A 24,605-nucleotide genomic window follows, 5' to 3' on the forward strand; every position below is an offset into this window, starting at 1 on the left:
GTGAACAGCGGACGGACTGTCAATTTCAACGTGCGCGAGCATCCTGATTGACTTCGATTTACCCCGGCTCCAACCCCGGACCTTTCTGTGTTGAAGGCTTTAACCGAAAACCATGAATCCGCGGCAATCGTAAACCGCCAAATACACGAACCAAGCCGGCAAGCATCTTCGAATTACTGCCTATCCGCGATTTACAAAGCCTCGCGGCTATCAAACCGTCATCACTGTTCCGGTTGCTTGTCTTGGTGATCGATCGTTAGAATCCCAACATATTCTAAGATTTCGGTCCATAATTTTGAGCGACTAGCCCTAGCCGGAATTGCTACCGGTGCGCTAGCCGAATTCTTTCAATTTACCTTTTTCTCTGTTAGGGACGAGGTCCCGAAGGATCTGATGCGGAATGGATAAATGAAACCAAAAATCACGCCTAATAATAACGAAAAGCAATTGGCGCCCGACGATTTTATCGTCTCCAAAACCGACACCACCGGGCTTATCACTTACGCAAATCGCATTTTCATGCAAATTTCCGGTTACTCCGAGCGCGAGTTATTGGGAGTTCAACATAACCTGATTCGCCACCCGGACATGCCCAGAGGCGTGTTCCGCTATATGTGGGACGCCTTAAAAGCCGGCGACGAATTCTTCGGATTCGTCAAAAATTTATGTGCCGACGGCAGCTTTTATTGGGTATTCGCCAACATCACCCCGGATATGGATAAAAACGGGCAACTGCAGGGCTATTACTCGGTACGGCGCAACCCGCCGCGCTCGGCTTTGGACGTGATCGAACCCTTGTATCGCGAAATGCTCGCCATAGAAAAAAGTAGCGACCGCAAAGACGCCCCCTACAAATCCATGGAGTATTTAAAACAACGCGTGATAGAAACCGGCTCCCACGATTATCATCACTTGGTCTTGAACCTGTATAAACCCAACGGAGGCACTCGATGAAAAACGTCAGCGCCAATATTCCATTCTTAAAAACCCGCGCTAACTATTCCATTGCCGGCATTTTACTCAGCACCGTGCTCATTTACGGCCATCAATTGTTTAGCGCGGGCTTTTCCTGGCTTTATAGCCTACTGGTCCTGCCGTTACCTTTGATCGCATTCGACGCTTGGCGCAACAGCAAGCAACAACTGGAGGTATTGGCGCGCATCGAACAGGTCCTGGTGGCGACCAATAAGGGCGAACTCTATCATCGCATCACCGAAACCCGCGGCATGGGCGAGATCGGCAAAGTGGCATGGGAATTGAACGATACCCTGGACATCATGGAGTCCTATTTCAAGGAGGTAAACACCTGCTTCAAAGAAGCCGCCAAAGGCAACCGCTACCGTTACTCGCTGGCCGACGGCTTTCCCGGCTTGTTGAAACAGTCGGCCATCCACATCAACCGCGCGCTGGAACACATGCACGAGAACGACAGATTGATGATCAAACGCCGATTGGCTTCCGGCTTGCATGCCTTGAACACCAATAATTTGTCCGACAATCTGAAAGCTTGTCAAAACGATTTGGCCAACATCACCGAACAGCTGCAAAAAGTGGAGAAAATTGCCTCTCAAACCGGACGCAACGCCGACGCCAGCTTAGGCACGGTGGATTTGATCAGCGCGTCTTTGCACGACATCAACAGCAATGTGCATTCGGTTTCCGGCGTGATCACGGCTTTAATCAACGACAGCAAACAAATCACCGAATCCCTGTCCATGATTACCGGTATCGCCGACCAAACCAATTTGCTGGCGCTTAACGCCTCTATCGAAGCGGCCCGCGCCGGCGAACACGGCCGCGGCTTCGCCGTTGTAGCCGACGAAGTAAAAAACTTGTCGGAGCATACCAAGACTGCGGCCATGGAGGTATCCCGCACTATCAATGCCTTCAACAAGCGCGTCGCGCAAATGCATACGGAAGCGGAAAGCTCCGCGGCGTTGTCTCAGCAAATCATGGAACAGGTCAGTTCGTTTCGAAAACAATTTTCGGATTTATCCCATTCAGCCAAAGAATCGACCCGCTACATCAGTTATGCCGGCGATAAGTCCTTCGGCCTGCTGACCAAATTAGATCACATCATTTACAAACAAAACGGCTACATTGCGATTGCCACCGAGACGGAATGCCCCGAGTACAAGGCGATTATGGTCGACAATCACAACTGCCGCTTAGGCAAATGGTATTACCAAGGCATAGGTTACGAGAAATTCCGCGCCACCCGCGCTTACAGCAATCTGGATTACCCGCATCAGCAGGTGCATTTGACCACGCAATTCGCCTATCAGACCTCCCGCGGCAATTGGGAGGACGATCCGAAAAAGCTGGATGAAATCATCAAACAAATGCAACTTTCCGAGCAAGCCAGCGCGCAAGTCATGAAATTCATCGACGAGATGATAGAGGAAAAGAAACGCTTCAATCCCGAACAATTAAACGCTTAAAGACGTCGGCGGCTTTGGCTTCCACAAGCCGCCGGCTGTCAAGCAACGCCAAACCCAAGGCAGCCAGTTCAACAAACTCACGATCAACCAAAACGACCACAGCAACATGACCAGCCGGTAGCAAACCATAGGCACGGACAACACGAACGCGCCGGCCGGTGCGGAATCCACTCGGTCCTGATACCAATTCAACTCGCCGGTCGCCGAATGGTTTCCGGCGATAAACATAGTGGCTTCGCCGAGCAGCGCTTGCCGCAGACTTGCCGCCAGCAACAACAGACCCGCGAGCGACAGCACGAGCAAACCGATTTGCAGCACATGGTATTGCCAGCGCACTTGCGGGATGCAGCGCTCCCGCAAACCGACGGCAAGCAGCCAGACCACCGGAAGCAGGGCCGCTTTGGTCGGTAGCTGGCTCAGTCCCAGCAGTAAAATCAACCAATGCCCGGCTTTTAACGGCGTAGCGGAAGCCTTACCCAACCCCCATGCCAATAGTGCGGCCAAGGCTACAATACCCCAAAACGCGTTGGCCGGCCCTAATCCGGGCCCCGCGGCAAACAACAGCCAGCGCCCGTCGGCCGGCACGATACGAATATGATGGTTCACACTCGGCATACCGAGATCGACTGCCGGCGAGCGCAGCAACAGACTTTGCGCTTCAACCGTCCGCCATTCCAAACCGATTTGCTGTTGCCCTGGCCGCAGCGGAAAGCGAATGTGATCGCCGCTTAAGCGTATGGCTTGCACAACGCCGTCGATACTGACCTGTTGCAGTTGGGCTCCGGGCGGAAGTTTTATGCTGTGCAGACCGCCTTTGGAACTGCGCAAGTGCACATCCAGCACGGCTGACTGATCGCGGTCGCTTTGAGTAAGCGTCAGGTCGCTACGCTCTATGGTTAAGGTAACACCCGGTGCCGGCTTGGGCCTACTGATCTGTAAAATCACTTTTTCGCCCGGCCAAGGCCGCCATTCCGGCAAATAGTCGGCGCCCTGCTCACGGCTTAGTACCGGAATTCCCGCGCTTTGCACATGCCAGAGCGGGGCGATGTCCGCTCGCCATACTTCGCTCCAATCGGCGGCATCGGCCGCGGTTAGTTCGATAGTGTCACGCTTATCCAGGCTGGACTGCCATTCCATGCCGGATTGCCCGGCCGGCATAGTGACCACCGCCTTCCCGTCCTGCACCCGCACGTTAGCGCTGAGCACCGACTCCCCGGCCAGCAGCGGTACTTCAATCAACACCGGCCGCAGTTCCTCCCCCTGGTGCAAAACGCGCGTAGTCACCCGCCAATCCAAATCCAAATGCAGCTCCCGCTCCACGCGTAAAAACGGTCGCATCGTCTCCATATCGCGTTTAGTGCCCGGATCGCGCGGGGCATTCCGATTGAATTCCAATTGCGGACCGACCCGACCGTTGTCTTGAAATCCGCTTACCGTCCAGCCATCGCCTATACTCCGCCCCTTTTGCGGCACTAACGGCAAAACCAACACGAATCTATCTTGTAGCGGATAGGCGCCGTGCATGACCACGCGATTGACCCCCGCCGGCACCTTTAGCCAAAGCTGCTGTTGCTGCCGGATCAAACCGCTTGCCGGCATTCCGTTCAAGAGCACGTCGTTCGGATACCATTGCTGCCTGTCGCCCGGAATCGGTACCGCTAGCTCGGTTTGAGCATGGACTTCCAGCTCCAAGCGCAATTGCTCGGAATCCAGCCCAACAACCAAGTCGGAAATTTGCGCGCATTCGGGCAAACAGTCCGGCGCCTCCAGCAAACGGGTTTTCAATTCCTGCAACAAGTTGGCATCCGGAATCTGCGCATACAAATCGGCATTCGCCAAGAAAAGTACCAGCGCCAGACCAACGCAAGCCGGATTAGGCAGAAATTTGCGCCAATCGCGAGGCCAACCGAATAATTTGACGGCCAACATCAGCGTCAAACCGGTCTGCACAATGCGTAACAACTGCAGGGCCAACGGCGGCAAATACCACAAGCCGAGCTGGTGTGCGCCGTCCACGCTGCCGTTCCAGCTTAAATGCACCGTGTGCCAATGCCATTGCGGAATACCGGGACCGGTTTGCAGATTGGCATCGGGATCTACCCGTTCGAATGTGTCCGCATCTCCACTAATGGCGGGGCCCGCCGGCATCGCCCGCTTGAGATGAGATTTTTGGGCAAACAAGCTTACGGGTGGCCCTGCTTCCATGGCGTCCGCCATAGGCGCGGGGATAGAGGCTTGCTCGGCCATGGCCACCGGGACAGGCGGCCGGGCCGGACTATCCCCTTGCGGATACAAACTCAGGCGCAGCTGTCCTAGCGCAAACGGCAGTAGCAACAGTAACAGCGCTAGATAGCATACGTTGCGGTATCCCTTAAGCCACAAGACCCAACGCTGCTGAGGAAATTTGCGCAGCAAATGGAGTGCGACGAATAAATGCAACCAAATCCAGCGCGGCGCATCGGGCTCCTGCCAAATCAATAACAGCGCGATGGCCAACACGGCCCCCCAACGCCACGTCCACAGCTTGGCTGCGGCAAACACGATCAAGACTATCAGGAATAAGTCCGATAAACGCCAATCGAACAACCAACAGGCCGGCCGATTATCGACACCGCTGACCGCCAGCAAACGCCAGCCCGGAGGAATATTCAATTCCGCCTCGGCTTGCTGAAAGACGTGCCGCCACCCGGTCGCATCGATGCGCCCTATGCCCTGTTCCAAGCGGCTATCGGCCAGCATTTCCAGAGAACCTCGCCTGATTTCCACACCGCGCTCGCCGTCGGCAAGCGTGGTAATCAATTGATTTTTGCCGTCCAGCAATACTTGCCCCAGTTGCATGGCCGGCATCGCGTTCAGCCGCCATTCCCTATTCATGGTGCCGCTAATCCGGTCGCGTACCGTGTAACCCGTTCCGGCGAAATCCAACCAGATATTGCGCGTGAGCGACAGCTGATTGGGTGCCGAATCGGGATCCCCGCGGCTGACCGGTTGAAAGTGCATGCTCTGACCGGCTTGCACCCTGTAAGTCGGCAAGGCCTGCCATTCCGCCGGAACGTTAGTTTGACTGGGGTCGACTTGGGTAACCCCGGCTATCTCCACAACCCGCAACTTCGGTTCGGCCTGAAACGACCAAAGTTCCACCGACGGCCAAACCGACGCCTCGGCAGGCGGCAAGGTTAAGGCGCTCGGTTGGTTCGGATAACGCGCGTTGAGGTCCAGCTGCCATCGACCGGCACGTATTTGCACCCGCAGATGTCCGTTGGGTTCTATCCGTGCCGGCAAAGGACTATGTATGCTGACCGGAACGAAACCGGGCAACAAGGCATAGGCAAGATCGACGTCTCTTACCTTGCCGGAGACGTTCAATTCCAAACGGGTCGAAACCTGTAAGGGATTGTCGTCGCTTATCCGCCTGAAAACCTGTAAGTCCAAGCTATCCGCAGTCGCGGCCTCGGCAACCGCCCCGGCGGCCAACCAAAGGGTTTCGGCTTCGATATGCGGGTAAGACAAAGGCCGGCCGTCGACCGCAACCCCGATCAAGGCCGTAGCTTCCGGCAAGGACAAACGCTCCGGCAGTGCGTTCCAGACAAATTCGCCGCTCACCGAGACCCGCGCCGCCGCCGACCAAACGACCGGCCTACCGTCGCGTTGCAACACAACCGCTGGCGTTCTTTCCAGCGATACCCGTTGCGGCCAATGTTCGCTATCCCCCGGAAGAGTGATCCAGCCGGCACGGTGCAACTGCCATTCGCCGTGAAAATGTCCGCCGGTCCGCGTTAAATCGAGCTGCAACCGGCTGGGCCAGACACACAGTTTTTGCTGAAAATCCTGATAGCCGAACGGACATGCCAAATCGACTTGATCGGACAAAACCCAGGGAATCCAAGGCTTTAAAATATCCGGCACTCGCTGCTGGTCGAACGCCGACGCATACGGCACAACGGCGAAAACCGAAACGAGCAACAGCAAGAAGCGACGAACGACAAGCATGGCAAACCCTCGTGTGATCAATCGGCTGACTGGACTGGTAAACATTATGCAAAAACTACCGCGGCAGCCAACGCTTCAACGCCGTTGACCGCCCGACGGCGAATCGATACTCCGGCGAAAAGCGAGCTCCGGCGGGTTAGGCAATGTTCCTCTCGTCGTTATTGAATCGGCTCGGTTCGCGCTACGCGATAATCACTTGAATATCCGGCGAATTAACGAGTTTCAGGGCCGAGTGCAAGCAAATTGTAGGTAACGGCTTTGCATTCATCGAACGAGAGACTTTATTCAAAAAATAATACTTCAAATCGTTCCGAATCATTCGGTTTGAAAAGCTTTTTTATCGTTGGCATCAAAGCGGAGACTGAGACCTAGACTTGCCCAAAAGCGGCAAATATGCCAACATCCCGCGGTTTCAGCGCTATCAACCCACTAACTAGGAGAAGCCAGATGGCAGGTCGCAACCACTTATTTGTCCCCGGTCCTACCAATACCCCGCACGAAGTTTTGAGCGCGATGCACGTGCCCATGGAAGACCATCGCTCGCCGATTTTTCCCAACCTGCTGAAACCGATTCTGGCCGACCTGAAACACGTATTCCGCACCGAAGCCGGCCAATGCTTCGTTTACCCGGCCACCGGCACCGCCGGCTGGGAAGTGGCGCTGACCAACTGCTTGAACCAAGGCGATAAAGTGCTGATTTATCGCTTCGGCCAATTCGGCCATTTGTGGGCCAACGCCGCTAGAAATTTGGGTTTCGACGTGGAAATGCACGAAATCGAATGGGGCAAAGGCATCCCGCTGGACCACTTGGAAGCCCGCCTGAAAGAAGATAGCGGCCACAGCATCAAAGCGGTGTTGGCCACTCACAACGAAACCTCCACCGGCGTGACCAGCAATATTCCCGGCGTCCGTAAAGCCATGGACGCCGCCGGCCATCCGGCCTTGCTGTTCGTGGACGGCGTCAGCTCCATCGCCAGTATCGACTTTCGGATGGACGAATGGGGCGTGGACGGCGCGATCAGCGGCTCGCAAAAAGGCTTTATGCTGCCGGCCGGCTTGGCGATTTTGTGCTTCAGCCCAAAAGCCCTGGCCGCCGTCGAAACCAGCAACTTCCCGCGTTCCTTCTTTTCGCTGAAAGACATGGCCGCGTCCAACAAAGACGGTTACACCCCGTACACCCCGTCCACGCCGATGCTGCACGGCTTGAAAAAGTCTCTGGAATTACTGCTGGCCGAAGGCATGGACAACATTTACGCCCGCCACCACCGCTTAGGCGAAGGCACCCGCCGCGCTGTGGCCGCGTGGGGCTTGAGCATTTGCGCCCAACCCGGTTTCGAATCCGACACCGTGACCGCGGTGGTAGTACCGGCCGATAAAGACGCCCGCGAGGTCATCGCTACGGCTTACCGAAAATACAACATTTCGCTGGGCGCCGGCCTGAGCGAAGTCGCCGGCAAGGTGTTCCGCATCGGCCACATCGGCGACATGAACGACGTATCCATGCTGGGCGCGATAGCCGGTGTGGAAATGGCGCTGTTGGACCACGGCTTCGACATCAAGGCCGGCAGCGGCGTCGGTGCAGCGCTGGACTACTATCGTTCCGAGTTGAAATAATCCTTTGCGCTACGGCCGGACTCTCATAAGCCGAGTCCGGCCGGTTCGTTCACCGTCTTCAGCCCTGCTCGTTTTCGCCAACCGCCGACAGGTTTTGCAAGCGCCGCTCCAATTCCAGCAGTTTTCTGTAACAGCGCACGCTAACCTCGTAATCCAACTCGGCCCGCTTTTCCGAGTAGTTGAATTGGTGGTTTTGGCTGATCAGCAAAAAACCGGTAATCAGCACCGCCTCTATCGCCAAAACAATGCTCAGCAAATCATAGGGAAAGCTGTCGAAACGGCCCAGCAACGGGCTATCGCTTTCGTTCAGGCCTATCCACAGCGAAAACCACAGCAAATGCAGCACGATGAATAACGGCCGGCTGACGAACGCGGCCACCCGGTCGGCCAGCCGTTCCAGCCAGGTTTTGTCCGCCGCCAATTCTTCCAATGCATATCTGAATTCGCCCAACGCTTTATGGCAGGCGTGGTTTAGGCAAAACACCACGTCGGCCGGATTCTCGCCGCCGCACGCCGGACACTTAATGCTGGCAGCCCGATTGGCTTCGGTATCAAGCTGCGGTGTCGACTGATTGCGCATATTGCCTCCCCTGACACGCTCCTAATTGCAATTCGCGGCCCACCTCGAACCCGGCGATGTCGGCGTCGTGGCAGCGCATCAATAAATTTGCCAACAGTCCGGTCCAGCCGGTTTGATGAGCCGCCCCCAAACCCAAGCCGTTGTCGCCGTGAAAATATTCGAAAAACAATAGATGCTCGCGCCACAGCGGATCGGATTGCCACGGACTGTCGGCCGGAAACGCCGGCAGGCGGCCGTCGGCATCCGGACGGTACAAATTAGTCATGCAACGCGCCAAACCGTCTATCACTTGCCTTAAACTCAAATCGGCGTCGGCCAACCCGGGCGCGGCGACTTTGTATTCTTCGCCCAGGAAGCGGTTGAATTTTTCCAAGGCCAAAATCAGGGCGTAATTGGTCGGCAACCATACCGGCCCGCGCCAATTCGAATTGCCGCCGAACAAGCCGGAATTCGATTCGCCCGGCACATAGTCGATCAACGCCCGGCCGACGCCCGGCAACACGCCCAAATCCCGGCGCTCGGCGTGCCGGCGGCTGAGGCTGCGGATGCCGTAGGGCGACAAAAATTCGGCCGGGTCGAACAAGCGGCGGACGATGGCCGGCAACATGGTGTGGTCCACCAGCGCCAGCAAGCGTTCGCCGGCAGCGTTTTCGTGTGCCGGACAGGCGCAGATGAAGTTACCGTGAAATTCGCCGCCTTCGTGATCATCCAGTAATTGACGAAAACGTGGCACGTTGGCTAAAAGACGCTGGTCGACGATTTCGCAGGCAAACAGCGGGATCAGCCCTACCCAGGAAAATACGTCGACCCGGTGGTAGCAGCCATTCGGTTCGACCAGCAAATCCTTGAAGAAACCGTCCGCCGCATCCCACAGCGACACCCCGCTGCAAGCGTTGCCGGCGATACTGTCGGCGATGTGCAAAAACTGCTCGTAAGTCTGTATGGCTGAATCTTCGTAATCCGGATCGTCTATCGCCAATTCCAGTGCAATCAAGGTCATGTTCAAGGCGAACATGGCCATCCAGCCGGTGGCGTCCGCTTGTTTCAAGCGGAAACCTGGCGGCAAACTCATGGAGCGGTCGAATACCGAGATATTGTCCAAGCCCAGAAAGCCGCCTTCGAACACGTTCAAACCGTCGCCGTCCTTGCTGTTGATCCACCAGACGTAGTTCATCAGCAATTTGTGAAACACCCGCTGCAGAAAATTACGGTCGCCCTGCCCGCGCTGCCTGCGTTCGGCCCGAAAGACCTGCAAGGCCGCCAAGGCCTGCACCGGCGGATTGACGTCGCCGAACGCCCATTCGTAGGCCGGAATCTGGCCGTTGGGGTGTAGATAATTCTCTTTCAGCAACAGCTCCAACTGGTCTTTGGCGAAATCGACGTCTATCGCGCTAAAAGCGATGCAATGAAAGGCCAAATCCCAAGCCGCAAACCACGGGTATTCCCATTTATCCGGCATCGAGATCACGTCGCCGGCCCGCAGATGCAGCCAGCGCGCGTTGCGCCCGGATTTGCGGCTGTGCGGCGGCTGAGTATTGCCGTCGCCGCGCAACCAGCGCAACACGTCGAAATGAAAATACTGTTTCGACCAGATCATGCCGGCCATCGCCTGCCGAAAAATACGCCGGTCGTCGGCCTCGGCGTCCGCCAACAAGCCTGCGTAAAACAGGTCGGCTTCGCGCCGGCGCAAACCGAACACAGCCGCCGCGTCGTTCAACGGCTTTTCCTGCGCCTGCGCGCTCAAGCGCAAAACGATACAGGTCTCGCTGCGCCCGGCCAGCGTCACGCTGTAACGGGCGGCAAACTTGGTGCCGGTCGCCGCCGGATTAACCGCCGCGCCATCGCCTTCGATCAAATAGCGGTGGAACGCATCTTTGACGTAAGGGCTTGCGTTCGTCCCGCCCCACAGCCGCTGGTGGTTGCTGTCGTTTTCGCTGAACAGCCACTCGTCGGCCGACTCACCGTACAAACGATAAGCGCCCAAGCGCGCGTGCTCGGCTTTCACCGACCAAGCGCTATCGCCGGCCGATTCCAGTTGCAACAAGGGCTTGGCGGAATCGGCCTCGCCCCAGCTCCAGGTATTGCGGAACCATAAAGTCGGCAACACTTGCAAGGTCGCTTGCTGCGCCCCCCGGTTGGCGACGGTAATCCGAATCAGCAGATCGTCCGGACTGAGTTTGGCGTATTCGACTTGCACGTCCCAGTAACAATCGTCGGCGAACACGCCGCTATCCAATAGGCTAAAAGGGGCTTGCTCGCGGCCGCGTCTGGCGTTTTCTTCGATCAAACGCGCGTAGGGATAGGCCGCTTGCGGATATTTGTACAAATAGTGCAGATAGCTATGACTCGGAACCGCATCCTTGTAGAAATAGTATTCCTTGACGTCCTCGCCGCGGTTGCCTTCGTTGCCGGTCAAGCCGAACGCTCTTTCCTTCAAGATCGGGTCGCGGCCGTTCCATAACGCCAGCCCGAAACACAAGTGCTGGTTTTGATCGCAAATGCCGCCCAGCCCGTCCTCGTTCCAGCGGTAAGCCCGGGAACGGGCTTGATCGTGCGAGAAATACTGCCAGGCATTGCCGTCGGCACTGTAATCCTCGCGCACCGTGCCCCAGGCCCGCTCGGCCAGATACGGCCCCCACAACCGCCAATTTTCCCGGCCCTGCCGTTGTTGTTCCAGGCGATGTTGCTCTGCGTTATTCACCATGACTTTTCTCCGGCATACGATCCGCATCCAAGCCGGGATAACCCGCCACGAACACCCAATCGTTAGATTTGGCCGGCCTATGACAAGCCGAACAACTGTCCTTGAAACCTTTGGAAACATTGGTTTGCGGCTGGTCGGCGTTAAACAACGCCCATCCCCAGCCTTCGCCCCAATGCCGGTTGCCGGTAAACCGCTGCCGGCCGTCTTTAACCATCACGAACCAAACCCTAGCGCGGCCCGCCCAAACCGCGCGGCCGGTCGTCAGTTCGCCGCTTTCGACCGCCCGAATTTCCTTGACCAGCACGGTACCGTCCGGAAACCGTCCGGTGCGGCGGTAGTGCCTTACCGCTTGCGGCTGTGCATATACGTCGTGAAAACCGTGGCCGGGCGCATTGAGGTCCGCCACCAGCCAAGAACCTAAATGCGTCCATTGACCGCGCACGTCGGGCGGTAGACGGATTTCGCCGTCCCTGCCGACGTAACTCCCGAAAGTAAGCGCCGACAAATCTTCCGCGATAACCGCAGTCGGCTGTACCAGCGTTACAGTCAATAACATACCCAGTAAATTTCTATACATTTTGCAATCTCCCCTGTTCTAGCTAACCATCGCCGGCCGGATTCCGGTGGCTTCATCGTTTCATCGATCCAGTTTCGCCGCTCCCGGCAGACCGGCCAGTCCAAGCATATGATTTGCGGCCTAATCGCGGCCGATCTCCGTGCCTATCCAATGTTCGGCCGCGCGCAACGCAAACGCGTATATCGTCAACGCCGGATTCACCCGGCTACTGCGCGGCAACACGCTACCGTCCACCACGCTCAGATTGTCGAAACCGTGTACCCGGCCGTAATCGTCTACCACCGAGCCACGCGGGTCGCACCCGCAGATCAAGGTGCCGCAGGCGTGCGCGGTACCGGTGAGCGGAATAGCTTGGCTAACGCTGAGGTACCCGGCCCGCCTCAGCACTGCACAAAAATGTTTGACCATGCCCTTATGTTCGCGTTGCGCAGCGGGCAGCCTGGCCGGGTCGTAGTCCAAGGTCGGCAAGGGCTGCTCGCTCTGTGCGTCTATTCGATTGTCTAAATGGGAACCGTCCTCGGTCTGTAGAAAAAAACCGTAAGCGAACCTGCATAAAAAACGGGCCAAAACCTTCGGCACGCAGCGCGGCAGCAACGCGGCCAACGCATCGGGGCCGAATCCCAAAGGTTGTACGCTGCTATGCGGGAAGTCGTCGTTCAGCCATAGCAAGGTCTTGCGCAAGCGGTCGGTTTTACCCACCGGCGAAAACGCCAACACCGCCGTCAACAGGTGGCGCTTGAAAAACCGCCCGACCAAACGGGCCGACGGTAATTCTTCATCCAGCCCGCTGCATTGCAAATAGGCTTGCAGCAAACGCGGCGAATGCATCGCGCCGGCCGCCAGCACCACCTGTGCGGCTGCAAACCGGCTACCGTCTTCCAGCTCCACCCCGGCGACGCGTTGCGGGCGGCCGGGCTCGCCGAGCAAGCGACGGACCGGATGACCGACCCGCACTTCAACCGCCGCTTCGGCCGGCAACTGTTGCAACAGGCTTGGCCCGTCGGCTTTCAAGCCCAGCACCGAGGCAAAACCGTCGAAATGAGCGGCCTCTTGCGGATGCTGCAAGATGCACTCGTGCAATGCCAGAGGTAACGCTGCGCTACGCCAACCGCTAGCGGACGCCTCGATGCGGCGGTCGAATTCGACCAAATCGGCCTCGACCTCGAATTGACGCACGTCGAGCAAGGCTTCGGCTTGCCGGTAGTAAGGTTCCAGATCGGCGTAACTCAACGGCCAGCCCAAACACTGAAACCGGGGTTCGGCGCGAAATTCGTGCTCGGCAAAACGCAGCAGCGCGGCCCCGTACCATTTGGTCTTGCCGCCGACATTGAAGTATTCGTCCGGCACCAGCCGTTTGCCGCGCCGGTCGCGCCAGGTTTGTTTGTTTTTGAATAGCCCTTGCCGGATCACTTTGTCGCAATCCAGGGTGGAACCGTCGCGCGGCAAGGCCGGACCTTTCTCCAGCACCAGCACCCGCTTGCCTGCCAAGCCCAAGCGATAAGCCGCCGCACAACCGCCGGCACCGGAACCGATCACTAAATAGTCGTACTGCATAATGCCCCCTGATGCCGAGCGGGAACCGGCCCGTTCGGCTCTCGCATCATACTTGGCGCCGGTTTCAGCCGCCATGGTCGAAACCCGGATACAAGGTCATGCCGCCGTCCACGTACAACGTCGTGCCGGTCACGTAGTCGGCGTTGTCCGACGCCAGCCACACCGCGGCCTTGGCAATATCGTCCGGTTCGCCGATGCGGTTGTAGGGAATCAACTTCAACAGGTCGTCCACCTCTTCCGGGGTATCGCGCGCTTCCCAATTGATCGGGGTTTTAATCGCCCCCGGAGAAATGCCGTTGACCCGGATTTTGTAGCGCGCCAATTCCTGGGCCATGGTTTTCATCAACATGCTGACCCCGCCTTTGGAGGCGGCATAGTTCACGTGCCCGGCCCAGGGAATCAAGTCGTGCACCGACGACATGCAGATGATTTTGCCGACTGAGCTGGACAGTTCCGGCTGCGGCCCGCGCCGCATGAATTCGCGCGCGGCTTCTCTGGCGCATAAAAATTGCCCGGTCAAATTGACCTGGATGACTTTGTTCCACTGCGCCAAACTCATGTTGACCAGCATTGCATCCTGTTGCAGACCGGCGTTGTTGACCAGTATGTCCACGCTGCCCCAATGACCTATCATCACGTCGAACATGCTCTTCACTTGATTTTCATCGCCCACGTCGGCTTTGAAGATCATTGCCTCGCCGTCGTTGGCACGGATGCGATCGGCCAGCCGGTCGGCCTTGTCGCGGCCGTCCAGGTAATTGATCATCACTTTGGCGCCGGCATCGGCCATGGCTTGGGCCACCGCCTCGCCGATGCCGGTGTTGCCGCCGGTTACTAAAGCCCGCTGCCCTTGCAGCGGGCGAAAAATAGGATGGGTGCTCATAAAGTTCGCTCCGAAAAATGTCATTGTCTGCATCGCTTGGCTCCGAATGAGTAGCTGATCGGCAAACCGGCTGCGCGTGATGGCGCCGATTCCCGCAGGCAAGTCGGCATAGTTACACCGCTTGCCGAACTCCCTACCGCCATCTAACGCTCCGGCAAGAAGCGCTTGCACACCCAGGCATCCAGCGACCAGGCTCCCGGCCCCTGCAGTACGCAAACCAGCAACATCAGGCCCCAAATCTTGTGTTGCTCTATGCCTGCCGGCCCCAAGTCCGGATAGGAAATCACCGCGGCCACATTGAAAAAAAACAACAATAACGCGGCAGCTCTGCCGCAAACGCCAAAACTCAACAGCAAAGGCCCTAGCAACTCCACCGCCGTACCCAACACAGCCGCAACATCCGGCGGCAAAAGCGGCACCTTGTATTCGTATTCGAATAAATACAGGGTACTGTCCCAATTTCGAATTTTGGTGAGGCCCGACACCCAAAAGGCGTACGCGACCCAAGCACGCAACAATAAATTACCCAAAGGGGCCAAACCGTCCAGGCCCTTGCCCAGCCGAAACACAAACGCGCCGGGGCGCGGGGCCGGCCGGACTATCCCGGCCATACTGCGACTATTCATACTGTGGTCTCCAAAATGATTGACTCGTGCGCTACGGCGCCGACGCAACCCGCAAGCGGTATATAGCGGCCGCACGATTAACCGGCGGCGTTCGCGCCTTAGTGAATAAGGCATTCCACCCATAAGCCGGCCGGCATCCAACGCTGCAACGCGGCATGCACGTCGAAATCGGCCGCGCAGCCCAAGGCAAAAATCGTGGCCTGCACCAAGGTCCAGCCCAGGGACAAAGCCAGCAAGAACTGATACTCCGCGGCCGCAAGCGGGCATATCAACACTTGCTCGCCCTGCCGGAACAGCAACAAGTGACAAGCCCCTTGCCGCCAATCGACGGTCTGCAGCGGCGCACCGGGTTGATTGCATTGCCAGATCTGATCGATCGGGTAGGGCGACGACAAAAATCGCGCACTGGGATGCAACTTGAACGCGGCCCGCCCCAAACTCTGCGCTTCCGCAGCCAACAAAACAGTCAAGTCCATAACGCCGGCGTCGGCGGCGTGGCAAGCCTGGTGCCAGGCCCATTCCAATCTGGCGGTGTCCGGCAGATAAGGCAGCTGTTCCAAGCCCGGAAATACCACCAACCAGTCGGAAAACTGCCTGCCGTAATCGATGAGACTGGCGGCGCGCGGCGGCCGGCTTTGAATGAACTCCCGGGCCGCCCGGTCGAAAAATGCCTTGCCGACCAGCTTATCTACCACCGGGTACACGGCTCGCAAACTCTCGGTCAAGCCGGTCAGCGTGTTGTTGCGATAGATGGACAAGCGCTGCTGCGGAGTAAACCCGGCCGCCACGATGCCGTCCGCCGCGCCGGATATGCCCGTCAACAATTGCCGGCTGACCTCGCGTTGCAATTCAAGCAGCCTGTTCATACTCGCACTCCCTCACAGCGTCCACCCGACAGGCTTCGGCCAACAAGGTTGGTAACGGCGGCAAATTCGCATCCCATTCGATCAAGCTCGGCTTGGGACCGAAAAGGCGGCAGGCGCTGCTATACAAAGCCCACACCGCCTCGCAAACCGGGGCGTCGTGGGTGTCGATCAAAATCGCTTGACCGTCCACCCGGTTTACGCTGTGTCCGGCCAGATGAATTTCCGCTATCGGCGCCGCCTCCAACTCGCGCAAATACACCTGCGCATCCCAGCCGTGGTTGACGCACGACACGTACACGTTGTTGACGTCCAGCAAAATCGCGCAGCCGCTGCGCCGCGCCAATTCGTTCAAAAACTGCGCTTCGCCGTAGTCGGAAAAATCGAATTGCAGATAACTGGAGGGATTTTCGATCAGAATTTGCCGGCCCAGTACATCCTGGGTACGTAGCACCCTCTCGGTGACGTGCTGCAAAGTCGCTTCGGTATAGGGCAAAGGCAGTAAATCGTTCAGATACACCCCGCCGAACGAACTCCAGCACAAATGCTCGGAAATCAGACCGGGTTCAATCCGTGCGGCCAATTCCCGCAACTGTTGCAGATGCCGTGTGTTTAAGGGATCGACCGAGCCCAGCGACAAGCCGACCCCGTGCAAACTGATGGGGTAATCGGCGCGAACGCGTTCCAATTGGCGCAGCGGCGCCCCGCCCTTGCCGAAGTAGTTTTCGCTATGCACTTCGAACCAACCAATAGCGGGCCGGGTTGCCAGCACCTCGGCGATATGAGCGGAGCGTAGCCCGATCCCGGCCCGCGCCGGGATCGCCACGCCATGACGCGGGGTTGAGTTGATATGCGTCATGGCCGTCACTTATTTGCTTTCCGGCGCGGTGGTGGTGCCGCCGACGATGCGCTCGCAAGTGCCTTTCGGCAAGGCGACGAACGCATCTTGCTGGCCGTCGCTCATCGAATGGCCGGCGCAGGCGTTGGACAGGGTTTTACAGTCGTTCATGCCGGCTTTGACCACGCCGTAGCACTTTTCCATGTCCGGCTTATCGCCGGCTACAGCCTGCCCCTGCATCCCCAAAGCGCCCAAGGCGATGACGGAAGCCAAAGCGGACGATACGATGCTGTTAACGTTTTTCATGAGAGTTCTCCAAATAATTGATTGTTGTTTAGTCATTGTCTGCGGCCTCGCCATGCGAAACTTTCCGCGACATTTCCTTTATGGCAATCGGCGTGCCAGCCTTGGAGAAGGATAATTTATTAATTAATATCAAATAGTTAATAAACATCCACATCAAAATCCACCGGTAATTACCCGGCCCGCCGCCACCAACTACCGTGGCGGCCGCGAATATTGGTGGGAAAGGAAATGGCGATTAGCCGTGAAAATCGGTTGCCGGGCGTAGTCGGCGGTGCGGGTAAAAGCCCGGCCGGCACGGATGCGGCAATGGCCGTCCCTTGCAGCCTACAGTCCGATCTGATTCAATTGCGGCGACGGAATGCTGCCTGGTTAATCGTTTAATTTTTTGTTGGTGCGCAATAGCGCAAAGGAGATCTGTAGTGCCAAGTGTGTTAATTGAAGTAAGGAGACAGTACACCCAACAGCAAGAGGTGGCGCTCATGGAAGCTGTTCACATGGCTCTCCGTGACGCTTTCAAAATCGTGCCCGGCGATAAAAACGTTCGGCTCATTGTTCACGAGCCTCACCGGTTTGCCTATCCTCCGGCCAGAGAGAACCCGGACTTTTACACCCACATCAGTATCGACGCATTCGCCGGACGCTCTCTCGATGCGAAGCGCAATCTTTACAAGGCAATAGTCAATAACCTAGAACCACTTGGCATCCCTAAAGATCACGTAAAAATTCTTCTCCGGGAGATCCCAAAGGAGAATTGGGGAATTCGTGGTGGCCAGGCTGGCTGTGATGTTGAACTGGGTTTCAAGGTTGAGGTGTAACTCGCGCTCTAACATTGAGATCGAGAGGGGCGCTTTGCTAGCAGGGGCACTCTACAATCAACCCGACCTGCCAAAACCCCGTCGGATTATTTTTTCGCTAGGTCTGTTAACCATCCGCACATAAAACAGGAAAAAAACCAATGAGCACAGTACTGTGGGCAAATAGCCTGATCGAAGGCAATGTTGAATCCGACCAAGCGGACAAATACGCGCTGTTCAAACACTTGGACAAGCTGGACAAGCTGTGCCGGTCGGCCGGCTTACGCCCGTTGTCGGAGATCTGCGATTCAACCGACGCGAAATACAATCTCGACGAAATCGAATTGCCGGCTGGCATGGCATCCACCGATGAGTTGATGGCCCGGGACGGCGTATGGATCGATGCACAGGCTGCGGTCCAACTTCTGGAGACTTTGCTTGCGGAAATTAAAACCAGGAAGACTCGCTTCGGCTTGTTGTCGGATAGTCACGAGGAAGTGGTAACCGAGCTTGGCGAAGCTATTGAATTCGCAAGGGCAGCAGCAAGCAAGAACGCGAGGTTTAACTTCGCGATGGTAATGTAGCCGTGAACTCTAACCCTTACCTCAACGGGTTCCGGTGACTCTTCTAATGCCATTGTGCTTTGGAGTCACAATTCTCTAAGTTACACGAGACCTAGCCCCGCTCGCACTGTTCACCGCTTTTCATGTCCCCTCCCCATTTTTGTTTAACTTTAGGCCCCTAGCACAGCCAATGGCAAACTTGATATTTATCAATTACAGAAGAGACGACAGTTCGCCAGCCGCGCGCAGCCTCAGAGAAAACCTTATTCAGGCATTCGGCGACGAGGTGTTCATGGACGTCGACGAAATACGAGTCGGCGACGCTTGGCCGGCGGAGTTGGGCAATGCGCTGCAATCCGCTAAAGTGCTGCTGGTCGTCATCGGGCCCACTTGGCTCAAGATTGCCGACGCCTACGGGCGTAGGCGCATCGATCAAACCGACGATTGGGTGCGCACCGAAATCGAAACGTCTTTAGCGCGAGAAATTCCCGTCATTCCCGTGCTGGTGGGCAGGGCAACCATGCCTCCCAGGGAAGCCTTGCCGGAATCAATCGCGGATTTAGCCAGCCAGCAATACATCGAGCTACGCGAAGCCCATTGGCACCGAGATCTGATGCCGCTCATCGAGCGGCTTTCCGGACAACCGCTGTCGTTAAAACGAGTGGGCGAGCCGGTTCCGGTTCCGCAATGGCGCCCCGGCCGACTGCCGGATAGACTGCCGCGTGCACTATCGCCCGCCGAAATTCAGGAGTGGCTGGCGGCGCATTCTTTCTGGAAAATCGTTACCAGCCCGCTACCCGGCGAATACCCGAAAACGCGGACCGAGCTGACACGGGCATTCAAATTCGCGACGTTTTATGAAGCGCTGGAGTTTATGCGGTTGGCGGCACCGTTTATCGATCAAACCAATCATCATCCGCGCTGGGAAAACGTGTTCAAAACCGTGACGGTCTGGCTCACTACCTGGGATATCGGACATTCCCCTTCCAAACTCGACATCGAGCTGGCCGAGCATCTGGATGAGATATGGAAGAAAACCGGAGCAACGATCCAGCCCAGCGCGAATGCGTCGGTTTAGCCGATCCGCCGTCGCGATAAACCCTGATCTGCTGAAATGGGTAACGATAATTCGTTAATTCTGCATTTCACCGACAACCGACCGTCGAACGGCAAATAAGCGAAATAAAAAACCGGCGTCAGCCCAATTTGAAGCCGACGTAAAATCCGGCCGCACCACCGACACCGCGACTGACGAAATGGGAAAGCCTGTCCAGCAGGAAGTTGCCGGATGCCTTGGCCGCCCCCGCAGCGTAATCGGCGGCTTGTTCCAAAGCCAAACCGTTTATGGTGATTACGCCGTAGTATTCGGCGGCAAACAGGGAGACGACAAGGCCGCCGCCCACGAACAAGGCAAGCTTCAGCATCTTCTTGGCGAAATAGCCGACAGCCATTCCCAAAACAAACGGTGCTCCCAAATTACCGAGCAAAAAAGTGGAAGAAAAAATGTCGTCCGTTGGCATTTCGGTATGCGTATTTTCGTACATATTGGCGAGAGTTAAAAAGGGCGTTATAAATAGGTTTTATCACATCACCTGTTGCTTATGTCCGAATTAAACCGCGGACGGGCGGTTCAACCGCTAGATCCGCAGTCCTAACCAACACCGGGAGAACGGTATGCGCATCGAAGAAATGATCAAAGCGATACAAAAAGAATTGGGAGTCGACGTCGACGGCAAAGCCGGTACGGAAACCTGGGGCGCGATATACGAGCGGTTAGTGGACAAGCAGATAGACGGACAAAAACCCTCGGCCGCGATAGCACCGGTAGACAGCCGTAGCGAAAAGACCATAGCCGGCCTGCTGCCGGAGGTGCGGCCCATCGCTCGCGCCTTGGTCCAGAAGGCGGCAGCCTCCGGAATTACCATCAAGATCATCAGCGGCCTGCGCACTTACGCAGAGCAGGACGGCCTTTACGCTCAGGGCCGGACCGCACCCGGCAACATCGTTACCAACGCGCGCGGCGGATTTTCCAACCACAATTTCGGCATCGCCTTCGATATCGGCGTGTTCGAAGGCAATAAATATTTACCGGACTCGCCAAAGTACAAAGCCGTGGGCGTCTTGGGCGTGGAACTGGGACTTGAATGGGGCGGAAACTGGAAAACCATCGTCGACCAACCTCACTATCAATTACGCCCGGCATGGGCCGGCACGCTAACCGAAAAGCAAATGCTGAGCGAGTTGCGTACCCGGCATAATAACGGCACCCCGGTCTATGCATGACGAAACCGCAACGGCGACTAGACACCACCTAACCGCCGTTAGCCCCATATCTATGCCGGCATTGTTGCCTATCGAATTTCAACATAATTATCGCGCGCCCCTCACTTATGAAATTAACAACTCTTCTCCTCGGCAGCCTAACGGCCTTGCCGGCCTTCTGTTCGGCGAATGGCGCGGTTCTGGTCACGGAGCAGTTCGTGATCGTCATTGCCGAACATTGCCCTGAAGGCGAGGTCAGCTGCACCGACGTCGGCTACACAGGCGTCAACCGCAAGACGGGCGAAGCGATTGCCCTTAAAGGCGAGGCTTGGGTTCGCATGTGCGCCGACGGCATAACCCCTTGCGGACATTTAGGCTGGCAGTTCAAAAATGGCGATTTCATCTATAAAGTCCGAGAAACGCCGCCGGCACTCACAGTCGAACGCGGCGGCAAGAATTTGCTCAAACAAAACGCGGTCTGGACGGATTACTAAGGCTATGCGCAAGCGCCGGCCTTGGCTGTGTAGCGTTCGATACGCCGATCGTTTACGTGCCCGCTCACTTCGTCTTAGAGGTTAACGTTGTGAATATCATCCGCTATACCCTGTTCGATACGGCTTTCGGCTCCTGCGCCGTGGTCTGGAAAACGGTGCAAGCCGACTCCGTCGCGGTTGTCGGTTTTCAATTGCCGGAAGCAAGCCCGCAGCAGACGCTAACGCACATGCTCGGCAAATGGCCCGCAGTCGAGGCTAACCGTTTACCGACAGCAATTAAAAACCTAGTCAAACAGGTGAAATTGCATTTGAGCGGTCAACCGCAAACATTCGCCGACATCGTGCTGGAAGTGGCCGGAGCCAGCCCCTTTACCCAACGGATATACGCTGCCGCCCGCGCCATTCCTGCAGGCCGCACCCTGACCTACGGGCAGCTGGCCGAGGCTGCCGGCAAACCCGGCGCGGCGCGGGCGGTCGGGTCCGCCATGAGCAAAAATCCGATCCCGCTGTTGATTCCCTGCCACCGGGTGATAGGAAGCGGCAACAAACTATGCGGATTTTCCGCCCACGGCGGACTGGATACCAAGGCGAAAATGCTGGCGTTGGAAGGCGTAAGCTTGGTGCGCCGCCAGCCGATAACCACGCCGAACGCCCTCAAGCGTGCCGCTCGCCAACTGGCGAAACAAGATCCGCGCCTGGCCGAGCTGTTATCGCGTCCTCTCCAATTCAACGTACTGACGCAAGAATCGCCATACCTGACGTTGTTGACTGCCGTCGTGCACCAACAACTAACCCCCAGGGCCGCTAAAAGTATCTTAGACCGCATCGCCGCGCTGTATCCCGAGCATGTTTTGCCGGCCCCAGCCCGTTTGCTTGACACCCCGGATAGCCAATTAAGCGCGGCCGGGCTCTCCCTCTCCAAAACCCGAGCCTTGAAAGACATTGCCGCCAAAGCCCTGGACGGCGTCATACCGTCGCTTGACGAAATCGCCTTACTCGGCGACGAAGCGATTATTCGCCGCCTGACCGCGATCCACGGCGTAGGCCGCTGGACCGTGGAAATGCTGTTGATTTTTCATTTGGGCCGCCCGGATGTGCTGCCGGTAGACGATTACGCATTGCGTAAAAGTATGGCGGCCGCTTTGGCATTGCCGCAAATTCCCACGCCCAAACAAGCCGCGGAACTTGGCGAAGCATGGCGGCCGTATCGGACAATAGCATCGCTGTATCTTTGGCAAGCCAACAACAGCCCCTACTCTTCCGCCAACCAGGGAAATAATGCACTTTGAACGTTCAGCCTAACTTGTAATAAAGCCATGTAACCTATTAATTTTATAATTATTTTTAAGTTTTTGACGGCTCAGCTTTATAACGTTTGGACAGGTACATTATTCTTTTTGGCCGTTCCGGCCCGCTTTACCGAGTATTGCAAGCCCCCTCTTTAAAGCGCTGCTTTTAATTTGCCAACGCGCTACCGACACTTAAGATTTAGTGAGGGTTTTCTCATAATTAACCGATTTCGTTAAAGTAGAAGTTAATAATCCTAATTAGCCGCCGCTAAATTGTAAGCTATACTTCGGCTGCCTGCCTCGGAAGAGCTAGACCTGAATGACACTGCTGATGGTTGAGCACCGGACGTTTCCGGTCGCTTAACGTTTCCCGGCAGTGTGGTGCTTGTTAAGTTTTTCCTTTTTAAAACGAGACAGTTGGCGTTAACTACAACAATTAATACACGCGTTTATTCGGAGTTTAGGATGATTATGATGAATTGGCACTCGGTTGGGGTTAAAGTCGTTGCCATAACCATGTCAGTGCTCACTGTGGTCGGAATCGGGGTTCTAATCATCTTTTCCAACGCCCAAAAGCAAAATCTGATCGACAGAAAAATCGAGTCCTCTCGCCAATTGCTATTAGTATCCGAATCGGTTCGCGACAACGCCATTCAAAAATGGGCTATCGGACTGTACACCCCCGAATTGCTTATGCAGCAAATTCAAGGCAAAAGCAATGCGGAAACCAAGCAATTAATCATGGCGACCATCCCGACGGCAAACGCTTGGGATGCGATCGAAAACAAAGCTAAAGAGGGCGGCTACCGCTTTAAAGCGCCGGCCATGAATCCGCGAAATCCTCGCAACATGCCCGACGACATAGAAAAACGCGCCATAAGTTATTTCAGCAACAACCCGTCCGCTAGCGAATTCACCTTTGTTGACGAAGAGAAACAAGAAATTCGCTATTTGCGCCCGGTCAAACTGGTTAAGCAATGCGAGGTCTGCCACGGCGATCCTAAAGAATCGGCAACCCTGTGGAACAACGACCAAGGGAAAGATCTATTGGGATATTCGATGGAAAACTACAAAGCCGGAGACCTTCATGGCGCTTTTGAAATCATCACGCCATTCGACGTCGCGTTAGCCGGGTATAAAAAAGAAATGGCTTACGCTATCGGTTTTTTATTCTTGGGCTTGTTCGTCATAGGCGGTACCGGCTATTTCGTAATGAGCAAAATTATCATCAGCCCGTTGACCGATCTCGCGCTGAATCTGCAACAAATCTGCAGCGGCGAAGGCAATTTACGTGCCCGATTAAAATCCAACGGCAAATCGGAATTCGCCTGGGTAGCCTCCAGCTTTAATTCTTTTGTTAAAAAAATCGCCAAGACCGTTGACGAAATCAGTATCACCAGCGAAAAACTGGCCAATGCTTCGCATAAACTGGCCACCATCACTCAAACGACGCAAAAAGGTGTGGAGCGGCAATTGCAGGAGACCAATCTGGTCGCCAACGCGATGAAGCAAATGACCTCTACCGTGCAAGAAGTGGCGAGAAATGCCGTCAGGGCATCCGAGGCAGCGGAGGTTGCCGACAAAGAAGCCTCTACCGGCAAAAACATCGTCACGGAAGCTGTTAATGGAATCAACAGCTTAGCCTCTGAGGTCGAAAACGCGGCCAATGTGATCCATGAACTGGAAAACGACAGTAATAGCATAGGAGAGGTATTAAGTGTTATTCAAGGCATCGCCGAACAAACCAATCTACTCGCCTTAAACGCCGCTATCGAGGCCGCTAGAGCCGGCGAGCAAGGCCGCGGTTTCGCAGTAGTCGCAGATGAAGTCCGTACGCTTGCCAGCCGCACGCAAAATTCGACCTTGGAAATCCAGCAAACCATAGAGCGTTTGCAAGGCCGCGCAAAACAAGCGGTATCGGTTATGGACAACGGCCGTAAACGCGCCGCCTCCAGTGTGGATCAAGCGGCATCGGCCGGCGAATCCATCGCCTCCATTAGCCGGAGGATAGACACAATCAACGACATGAATACTCAAATCGCCAGCGCGGCCGAGGAACAAACCGCGGTAGCCGAAGAAATCAACCGCAATATCGGCAACATTAGCCATGTCTCGGAAGAAACGTCGTTAGGCGCCAAAAACACTGCCGATGCTTGCCACGAGCTTTTGGAATTAGCCAATCAATTGAGTATGGCGGTTGGAAGTTTCCGAACTTAGCCCCTTCAGA

At 56.2% G+C, this 24,605-nt stretch carries 21 protein-coding genes; 10 read left to right on the plus strand and 11 right to left on the minus strand.

The window, feature by feature from the left end; all coding sequences use genetic code 11:
- Positions 1-408: 408 nt before the first annotated feature.
- Positions 409-954, plus strand: coding sequence for a PAS domain-containing protein (locus tag AB0A83_RS11970; RefSeq protein WP_150048696.1), 546 nt, complete (start codon positions 409-411; stop codon positions 952-954).
- The gene (locus tag AB0A83_RS11975; RefSeq protein ID WP_150048698.1) at positions 951-2,441 is read left to right on the plus strand and encodes a methyl-accepting chemotaxis protein; all 1,491 of its coding nucleotides are present in this window, start codon (positions 951-953) and stop codon (positions 2,439-2,441) included. The genes AB0A83_RS11970 and AB0A83_RS11975 overlap by 4 nt, the downstream gene beginning before the upstream one ends.
- On the opposite strand, the gene AB0A83_RS11980 is transcribed toward AB0A83_RS11975, so the two are convergent.
- The gene (locus tag AB0A83_RS11980; RefSeq protein ID WP_367154258.1) at positions 2,430-6,431 is read right to left on the minus strand and encodes a hypothetical protein; all 4,002 of its coding nucleotides are present in this window, start codon (positions 6,429-6,431) and stop codon (positions 2,430-2,432) included. The genes AB0A83_RS11975 and AB0A83_RS11980 overlap by 12 nt on opposite strands.
- Positions 6,432-6,878: 447 nt before the next feature.
- Between AB0A83_RS11980 and AB0A83_RS11985 the strand changes: the two genes are divergently transcribed.
- Positions 6,879-8,045 carry an aminotransferase class V-fold PLP-dependent enzyme gene (locus AB0A83_RS11985; RefSeq protein WP_150048702.1) on the plus strand — a complete coding sequence of 389 codons (1,167 nt, stop codon included), beginning with the start codon at positions 6,879-6,881 and terminating at the stop codon, positions 8,043-8,045.
- A gap of 58 nt (positions 8,046-8,103) precedes the next feature.
- Here AB0A83_RS11985 and AB0A83_RS11990 read toward each other — a convergent pair whose 3' ends face one another.
- The 9 genes from AB0A83_RS11990 to AB0A83_RS12030 form a co-directional block, all read right to left on the minus strand.
- Positions 8,104-8,625 carry a DUF1003 domain-containing protein gene (locus AB0A83_RS11990; protein ID WP_367154259.1) on the minus strand — a complete coding sequence of 174 codons (522 nt, stop codon included), beginning with the start codon at positions 8,623-8,625 and terminating at the stop codon, positions 8,104-8,106.
- On the minus strand, positions 8,597-11,329 hold the full coding sequence (locus AB0A83_RS11995; RefSeq protein ID WP_367154260.1) for a glucosidase: 2,733 nt from the start codon (positions 11,327-11,329) through the stop codon (positions 8,597-8,599). The genes AB0A83_RS11990 and AB0A83_RS11995 overlap by 29 nt, the downstream gene beginning before the upstream one ends.
- Positions 11,319-11,906: a cytochrome P460 family protein gene (locus tag AB0A83_RS12000; protein WP_150048708.1), complete on the minus strand. Its 588-nt coding sequence runs from the start codon at positions 11,904-11,906 to the stop codon at positions 11,319-11,321. Before AB0A83_RS12000 ends, AB0A83_RS11995 begins: the two co-directional genes overlap by 11 nt.
- Positions 11,907-12,026: 120 nt before the next feature.
- Complete coding sequence (locus tag AB0A83_RS12005; protein ID WP_367154262.1) at positions 12,027-13,535, minus strand: FAD-dependent oxidoreductase; 1,509 nt, start codon at positions 13,533-13,535, stop codon at positions 12,027-12,029.
- Positions 13,525-14,343 carry an SDR family oxidoreductase gene (locus AB0A83_RS12010; RefSeq protein WP_150048712.1) on the minus strand — a complete coding sequence of 273 codons (819 nt, stop codon included), beginning with the start codon at positions 14,341-14,343 and terminating at the stop codon, positions 13,525-13,527. The genes AB0A83_RS12005 and AB0A83_RS12010 overlap by 11 nt, the downstream gene beginning before the upstream one ends.
- A 143-nt stretch (positions 14,344-14,486) precedes the next feature.
- Positions 14,487-14,969, minus strand: coding sequence for a DoxX family protein (locus AB0A83_RS12015; protein WP_232056638.1), 483 nt, complete (start codon positions 14,967-14,969; stop codon positions 14,487-14,489).
- 98 nt (positions 14,970-15,067) lie between these two features.
- A complete protein-coding gene (locus AB0A83_RS12020; protein WP_367154264.1) occupies positions 15,068-15,835 on the minus strand; it encodes a DUF2063 domain-containing protein in 768 nt (255 codons plus the stop codon).
- Positions 15,819-16,691 carry a DUF692 domain-containing protein gene (locus tag AB0A83_RS12025; protein ID WP_367154265.1) on the minus strand — a complete coding sequence of 291 codons (873 nt, stop codon included), beginning with the start codon at positions 16,689-16,691 and terminating at the stop codon, positions 15,819-15,821. Before AB0A83_RS12025 ends, AB0A83_RS12020 begins: the two co-directional genes overlap by 17 nt.
- Positions 16,692-16,700: 9 nt before the next feature.
- Positions 16,701-16,976, minus strand: coding sequence for a DUF2282 domain-containing protein (locus tag AB0A83_RS12030; protein ID WP_150048718.1), 276 nt, complete (start codon positions 16,974-16,976; stop codon positions 16,701-16,703).
- A 479-nt stretch (positions 16,977-17,455) separates the two neighbouring features.
- On the opposite strand from AB0A83_RS12030, the gene AB0A83_RS12035 reads away from it, so the two are divergent.
- The 3 genes from AB0A83_RS12035 (at position 17,456) to AB0A83_RS12045 (ending at position 19,411) form a co-directional block, all read left to right on the plus strand.
- Positions 17,456-17,791, plus strand: a complete 336-nt coding sequence (locus tag AB0A83_RS12035) for a tautomerase family protein (RefSeq protein WP_367154266.1) — start codon at positions 17,456-17,458, stop codon at positions 17,789-17,791.
- 140 nt (positions 17,792-17,931) lie between these two features.
- Entirely contained in the window at positions 17,932-18,354 is a 423-nt protein-coding gene (locus AB0A83_RS12040; protein WP_367154267.1) for a hypothetical protein, read from the plus strand.
- A 169-nt stretch (positions 18,355-18,523) separates the two neighbouring features.
- Positions 18,524-19,411: a 4a-hydroxytetrahydrobiopterin dehydratase gene (locus AB0A83_RS12045; protein ID WP_150048724.1), complete on the plus strand. Its 888-nt coding sequence runs from the start codon at positions 18,524-18,526 to the stop codon at positions 19,409-19,411.
- 118 nt (positions 19,412-19,529) lie between these two features.
- Here AB0A83_RS12045 and AB0A83_RS12050 read toward each other — a convergent pair whose 3' ends face one another.
- The gene (locus AB0A83_RS12050) at positions 19,530-19,877 is read right to left on the minus strand and encodes an FUN14 domain-containing protein (protein WP_150048726.1); all 348 of its coding nucleotides are present in this window, start codon (positions 19,875-19,877) and stop codon (positions 19,530-19,532) included.
- Positions 19,878-20,007: 130 nt separating this feature from the next.
- Between AB0A83_RS12050 and AB0A83_RS12055 the strand changes: the two genes are divergently transcribed.
- From AB0A83_RS12055 to AB0A83_RS12070, 4 genes are all read left to right on the plus strand, one after another.
- Entirely contained in the window at positions 20,008-20,616 is a 609-nt protein-coding gene (locus AB0A83_RS12055; RefSeq protein WP_367154268.1) for a M15 family metallopeptidase, read from the plus strand.
- A gap of 107 nt (positions 20,617-20,723) precedes the next feature.
- Positions 20,724-21,089 (plus strand): hypothetical protein, encoded by a 366-nt coding sequence (locus AB0A83_RS12060; RefSeq protein WP_150048730.1) that lies wholly within the window; start codon positions 20,724-20,726, stop codon positions 21,087-21,089.
- An 89-nt stretch (positions 21,090-21,178) separates the two neighbouring features.
- Positions 21,179-22,378 (plus strand): methylated-DNA--[protein]-cysteine S-methyltransferase, encoded by a 1,200-nt coding sequence (locus tag AB0A83_RS12065; protein WP_150048732.1) that lies wholly within the window; start codon positions 21,179-21,181, stop codon positions 22,376-22,378.
- Positions 22,379-22,894: 516 nt separating this feature from the next.
- Complete coding sequence (locus tag AB0A83_RS12070) at positions 22,895-24,595, plus strand: methyl-accepting chemotaxis protein (RefSeq protein ID WP_367154269.1); 1,701 nt, start codon at positions 22,895-22,897, stop codon at positions 24,593-24,595.
- Positions 24,596-24,605: the final 10 nt, after the last annotated feature.

The sequence above is a fragment of the Methylomonas sp. HYX-M1 genome (assembly GCF_040741385.1).
Lineage (GTDB): Bacteria > Pseudomonadota > Gammaproteobacteria > Methylococcales > Methylomonadaceae > Methylomonas > Methylomonas rhizoryzae.

Excerpts from the sequence above, each read along its gene's own strand:
- AB0A83_RS12005 (WP_367154262.1), bottom strand. The coding sequence starts at position 13,535 with ATGGCGGCTGAAACCGGCGCCAAGTATGATGCGAGAGCCGAACGGGCC.
- AB0A83_RS12015 (WP_232056638.1), bottom strand. The coding sequence starts at position 14,969 with ATGAATAGTCGCAGTATGGCCGGGATAGTCCGGCCGGCCCCGCGCCCC.
- AB0A83_RS11995 (WP_367154260.1), bottom strand. The coding sequence starts at position 11,329 with ATGGTGAATAACGCAGAGCAACATCGCCTGGAACAACAACGGCAGGGC.
- AB0A83_RS12070 (WP_367154269.1), top strand. The coding sequence starts at position 22,895 with ATGTCAGTGCTCACTGTGGTCGGAATCGGGGTTCTAATCATCTTTTCC.
- AB0A83_RS12035 (WP_367154266.1), top strand. The coding sequence starts at position 17,456 with ATGGAAGCTGTTCACATGGCTCTCCGTGACGCTTTCAAAATCGTGCCC.
- AB0A83_RS11970 (WP_150048696.1), top strand. The coding sequence starts at position 409 with ATGAAACCAAAAATCACGCCTAATAATAACGAAAAGCAATTGGCGCCC.
- AB0A83_RS12060 (WP_150048730.1), top strand. The coding sequence starts at position 20,724 with ATGAAATTAACAACTCTTCTCCTCGGCAGCCTAACGGCCTTGCCGGCC.
- AB0A83_RS12010 (WP_150048712.1), bottom strand. The coding sequence starts at position 14,343 with ATGAGCACCCATCCTATTTTTCGCCCGCTGCAAGGGCAGCGGGCTTTA.
- AB0A83_RS11985 (WP_150048702.1), top strand. The coding sequence starts at position 6,879 with ATGGCAGGTCGCAACCACTTATTTGTCCCCGGTCCTACCAATACCCCG.
- AB0A83_RS11990 (WP_367154259.1), bottom strand. The coding sequence starts at position 8,625 with ATGCGCAATCAGTCGACACCGCAGCTTGATACCGAAGCCAATCGGGCT.
- AB0A83_RS12050 (WP_150048726.1), bottom strand. The coding sequence starts at position 19,877 with ATGTACGAAAATACGCATACCGAAATGCCAACGGACGACATTTTTTCT.
- AB0A83_RS12055 (WP_367154268.1), top strand. The coding sequence starts at position 20,008 with ATGCGCATCGAAGAAATGATCAAAGCGATACAAAAAGAATTGGGAGTC.
- AB0A83_RS12025 (WP_367154265.1), bottom strand. The coding sequence starts at position 16,691 with ATGACGCATATCAACTCAACCCCGCGTCATGGCGTGGCGATCCCGGCG.
- AB0A83_RS11980 (WP_367154258.1), bottom strand. The coding sequence starts at position 6,431 with ATGCTTGTCGTTCGTCGCTTCTTGCTGTTGCTCGTTTCGGTTTTCGCC.
- AB0A83_RS12045 (WP_150048724.1), top strand. The coding sequence starts at position 18,524 with ATGGCAAACTTGATATTTATCAATTACAGAAGAGACGACAGTTCGCCA.
- AB0A83_RS12040 (WP_367154267.1), top strand. The coding sequence starts at position 17,932 with ATGAGCACAGTACTGTGGGCAAATAGCCTGATCGAAGGCAATGTTGAA.
- AB0A83_RS11975 (WP_150048698.1), top strand. The coding sequence starts at position 951 with ATGAAAAACGTCAGCGCCAATATTCCATTCTTAAAAACCCGCGCTAAC.
- AB0A83_RS12000 (WP_150048708.1), bottom strand. The coding sequence starts at position 11,906 with ATGTATAGAAATTTACTGGGTATGTTATTGACTGTAACGCTGGTACAG.
- AB0A83_RS12030 (WP_150048718.1), bottom strand. The coding sequence starts at position 16,976 with ATGAAAAACGTTAACAGCATCGTATCGTCCGCTTTGGCTTCCGTCATC.
- AB0A83_RS12020 (WP_367154264.1), bottom strand. The coding sequence starts at position 15,835 with ATGAACAGGCTGCTTGAATTGCAACGCGAGGTCAGCCGGCAATTGTTG.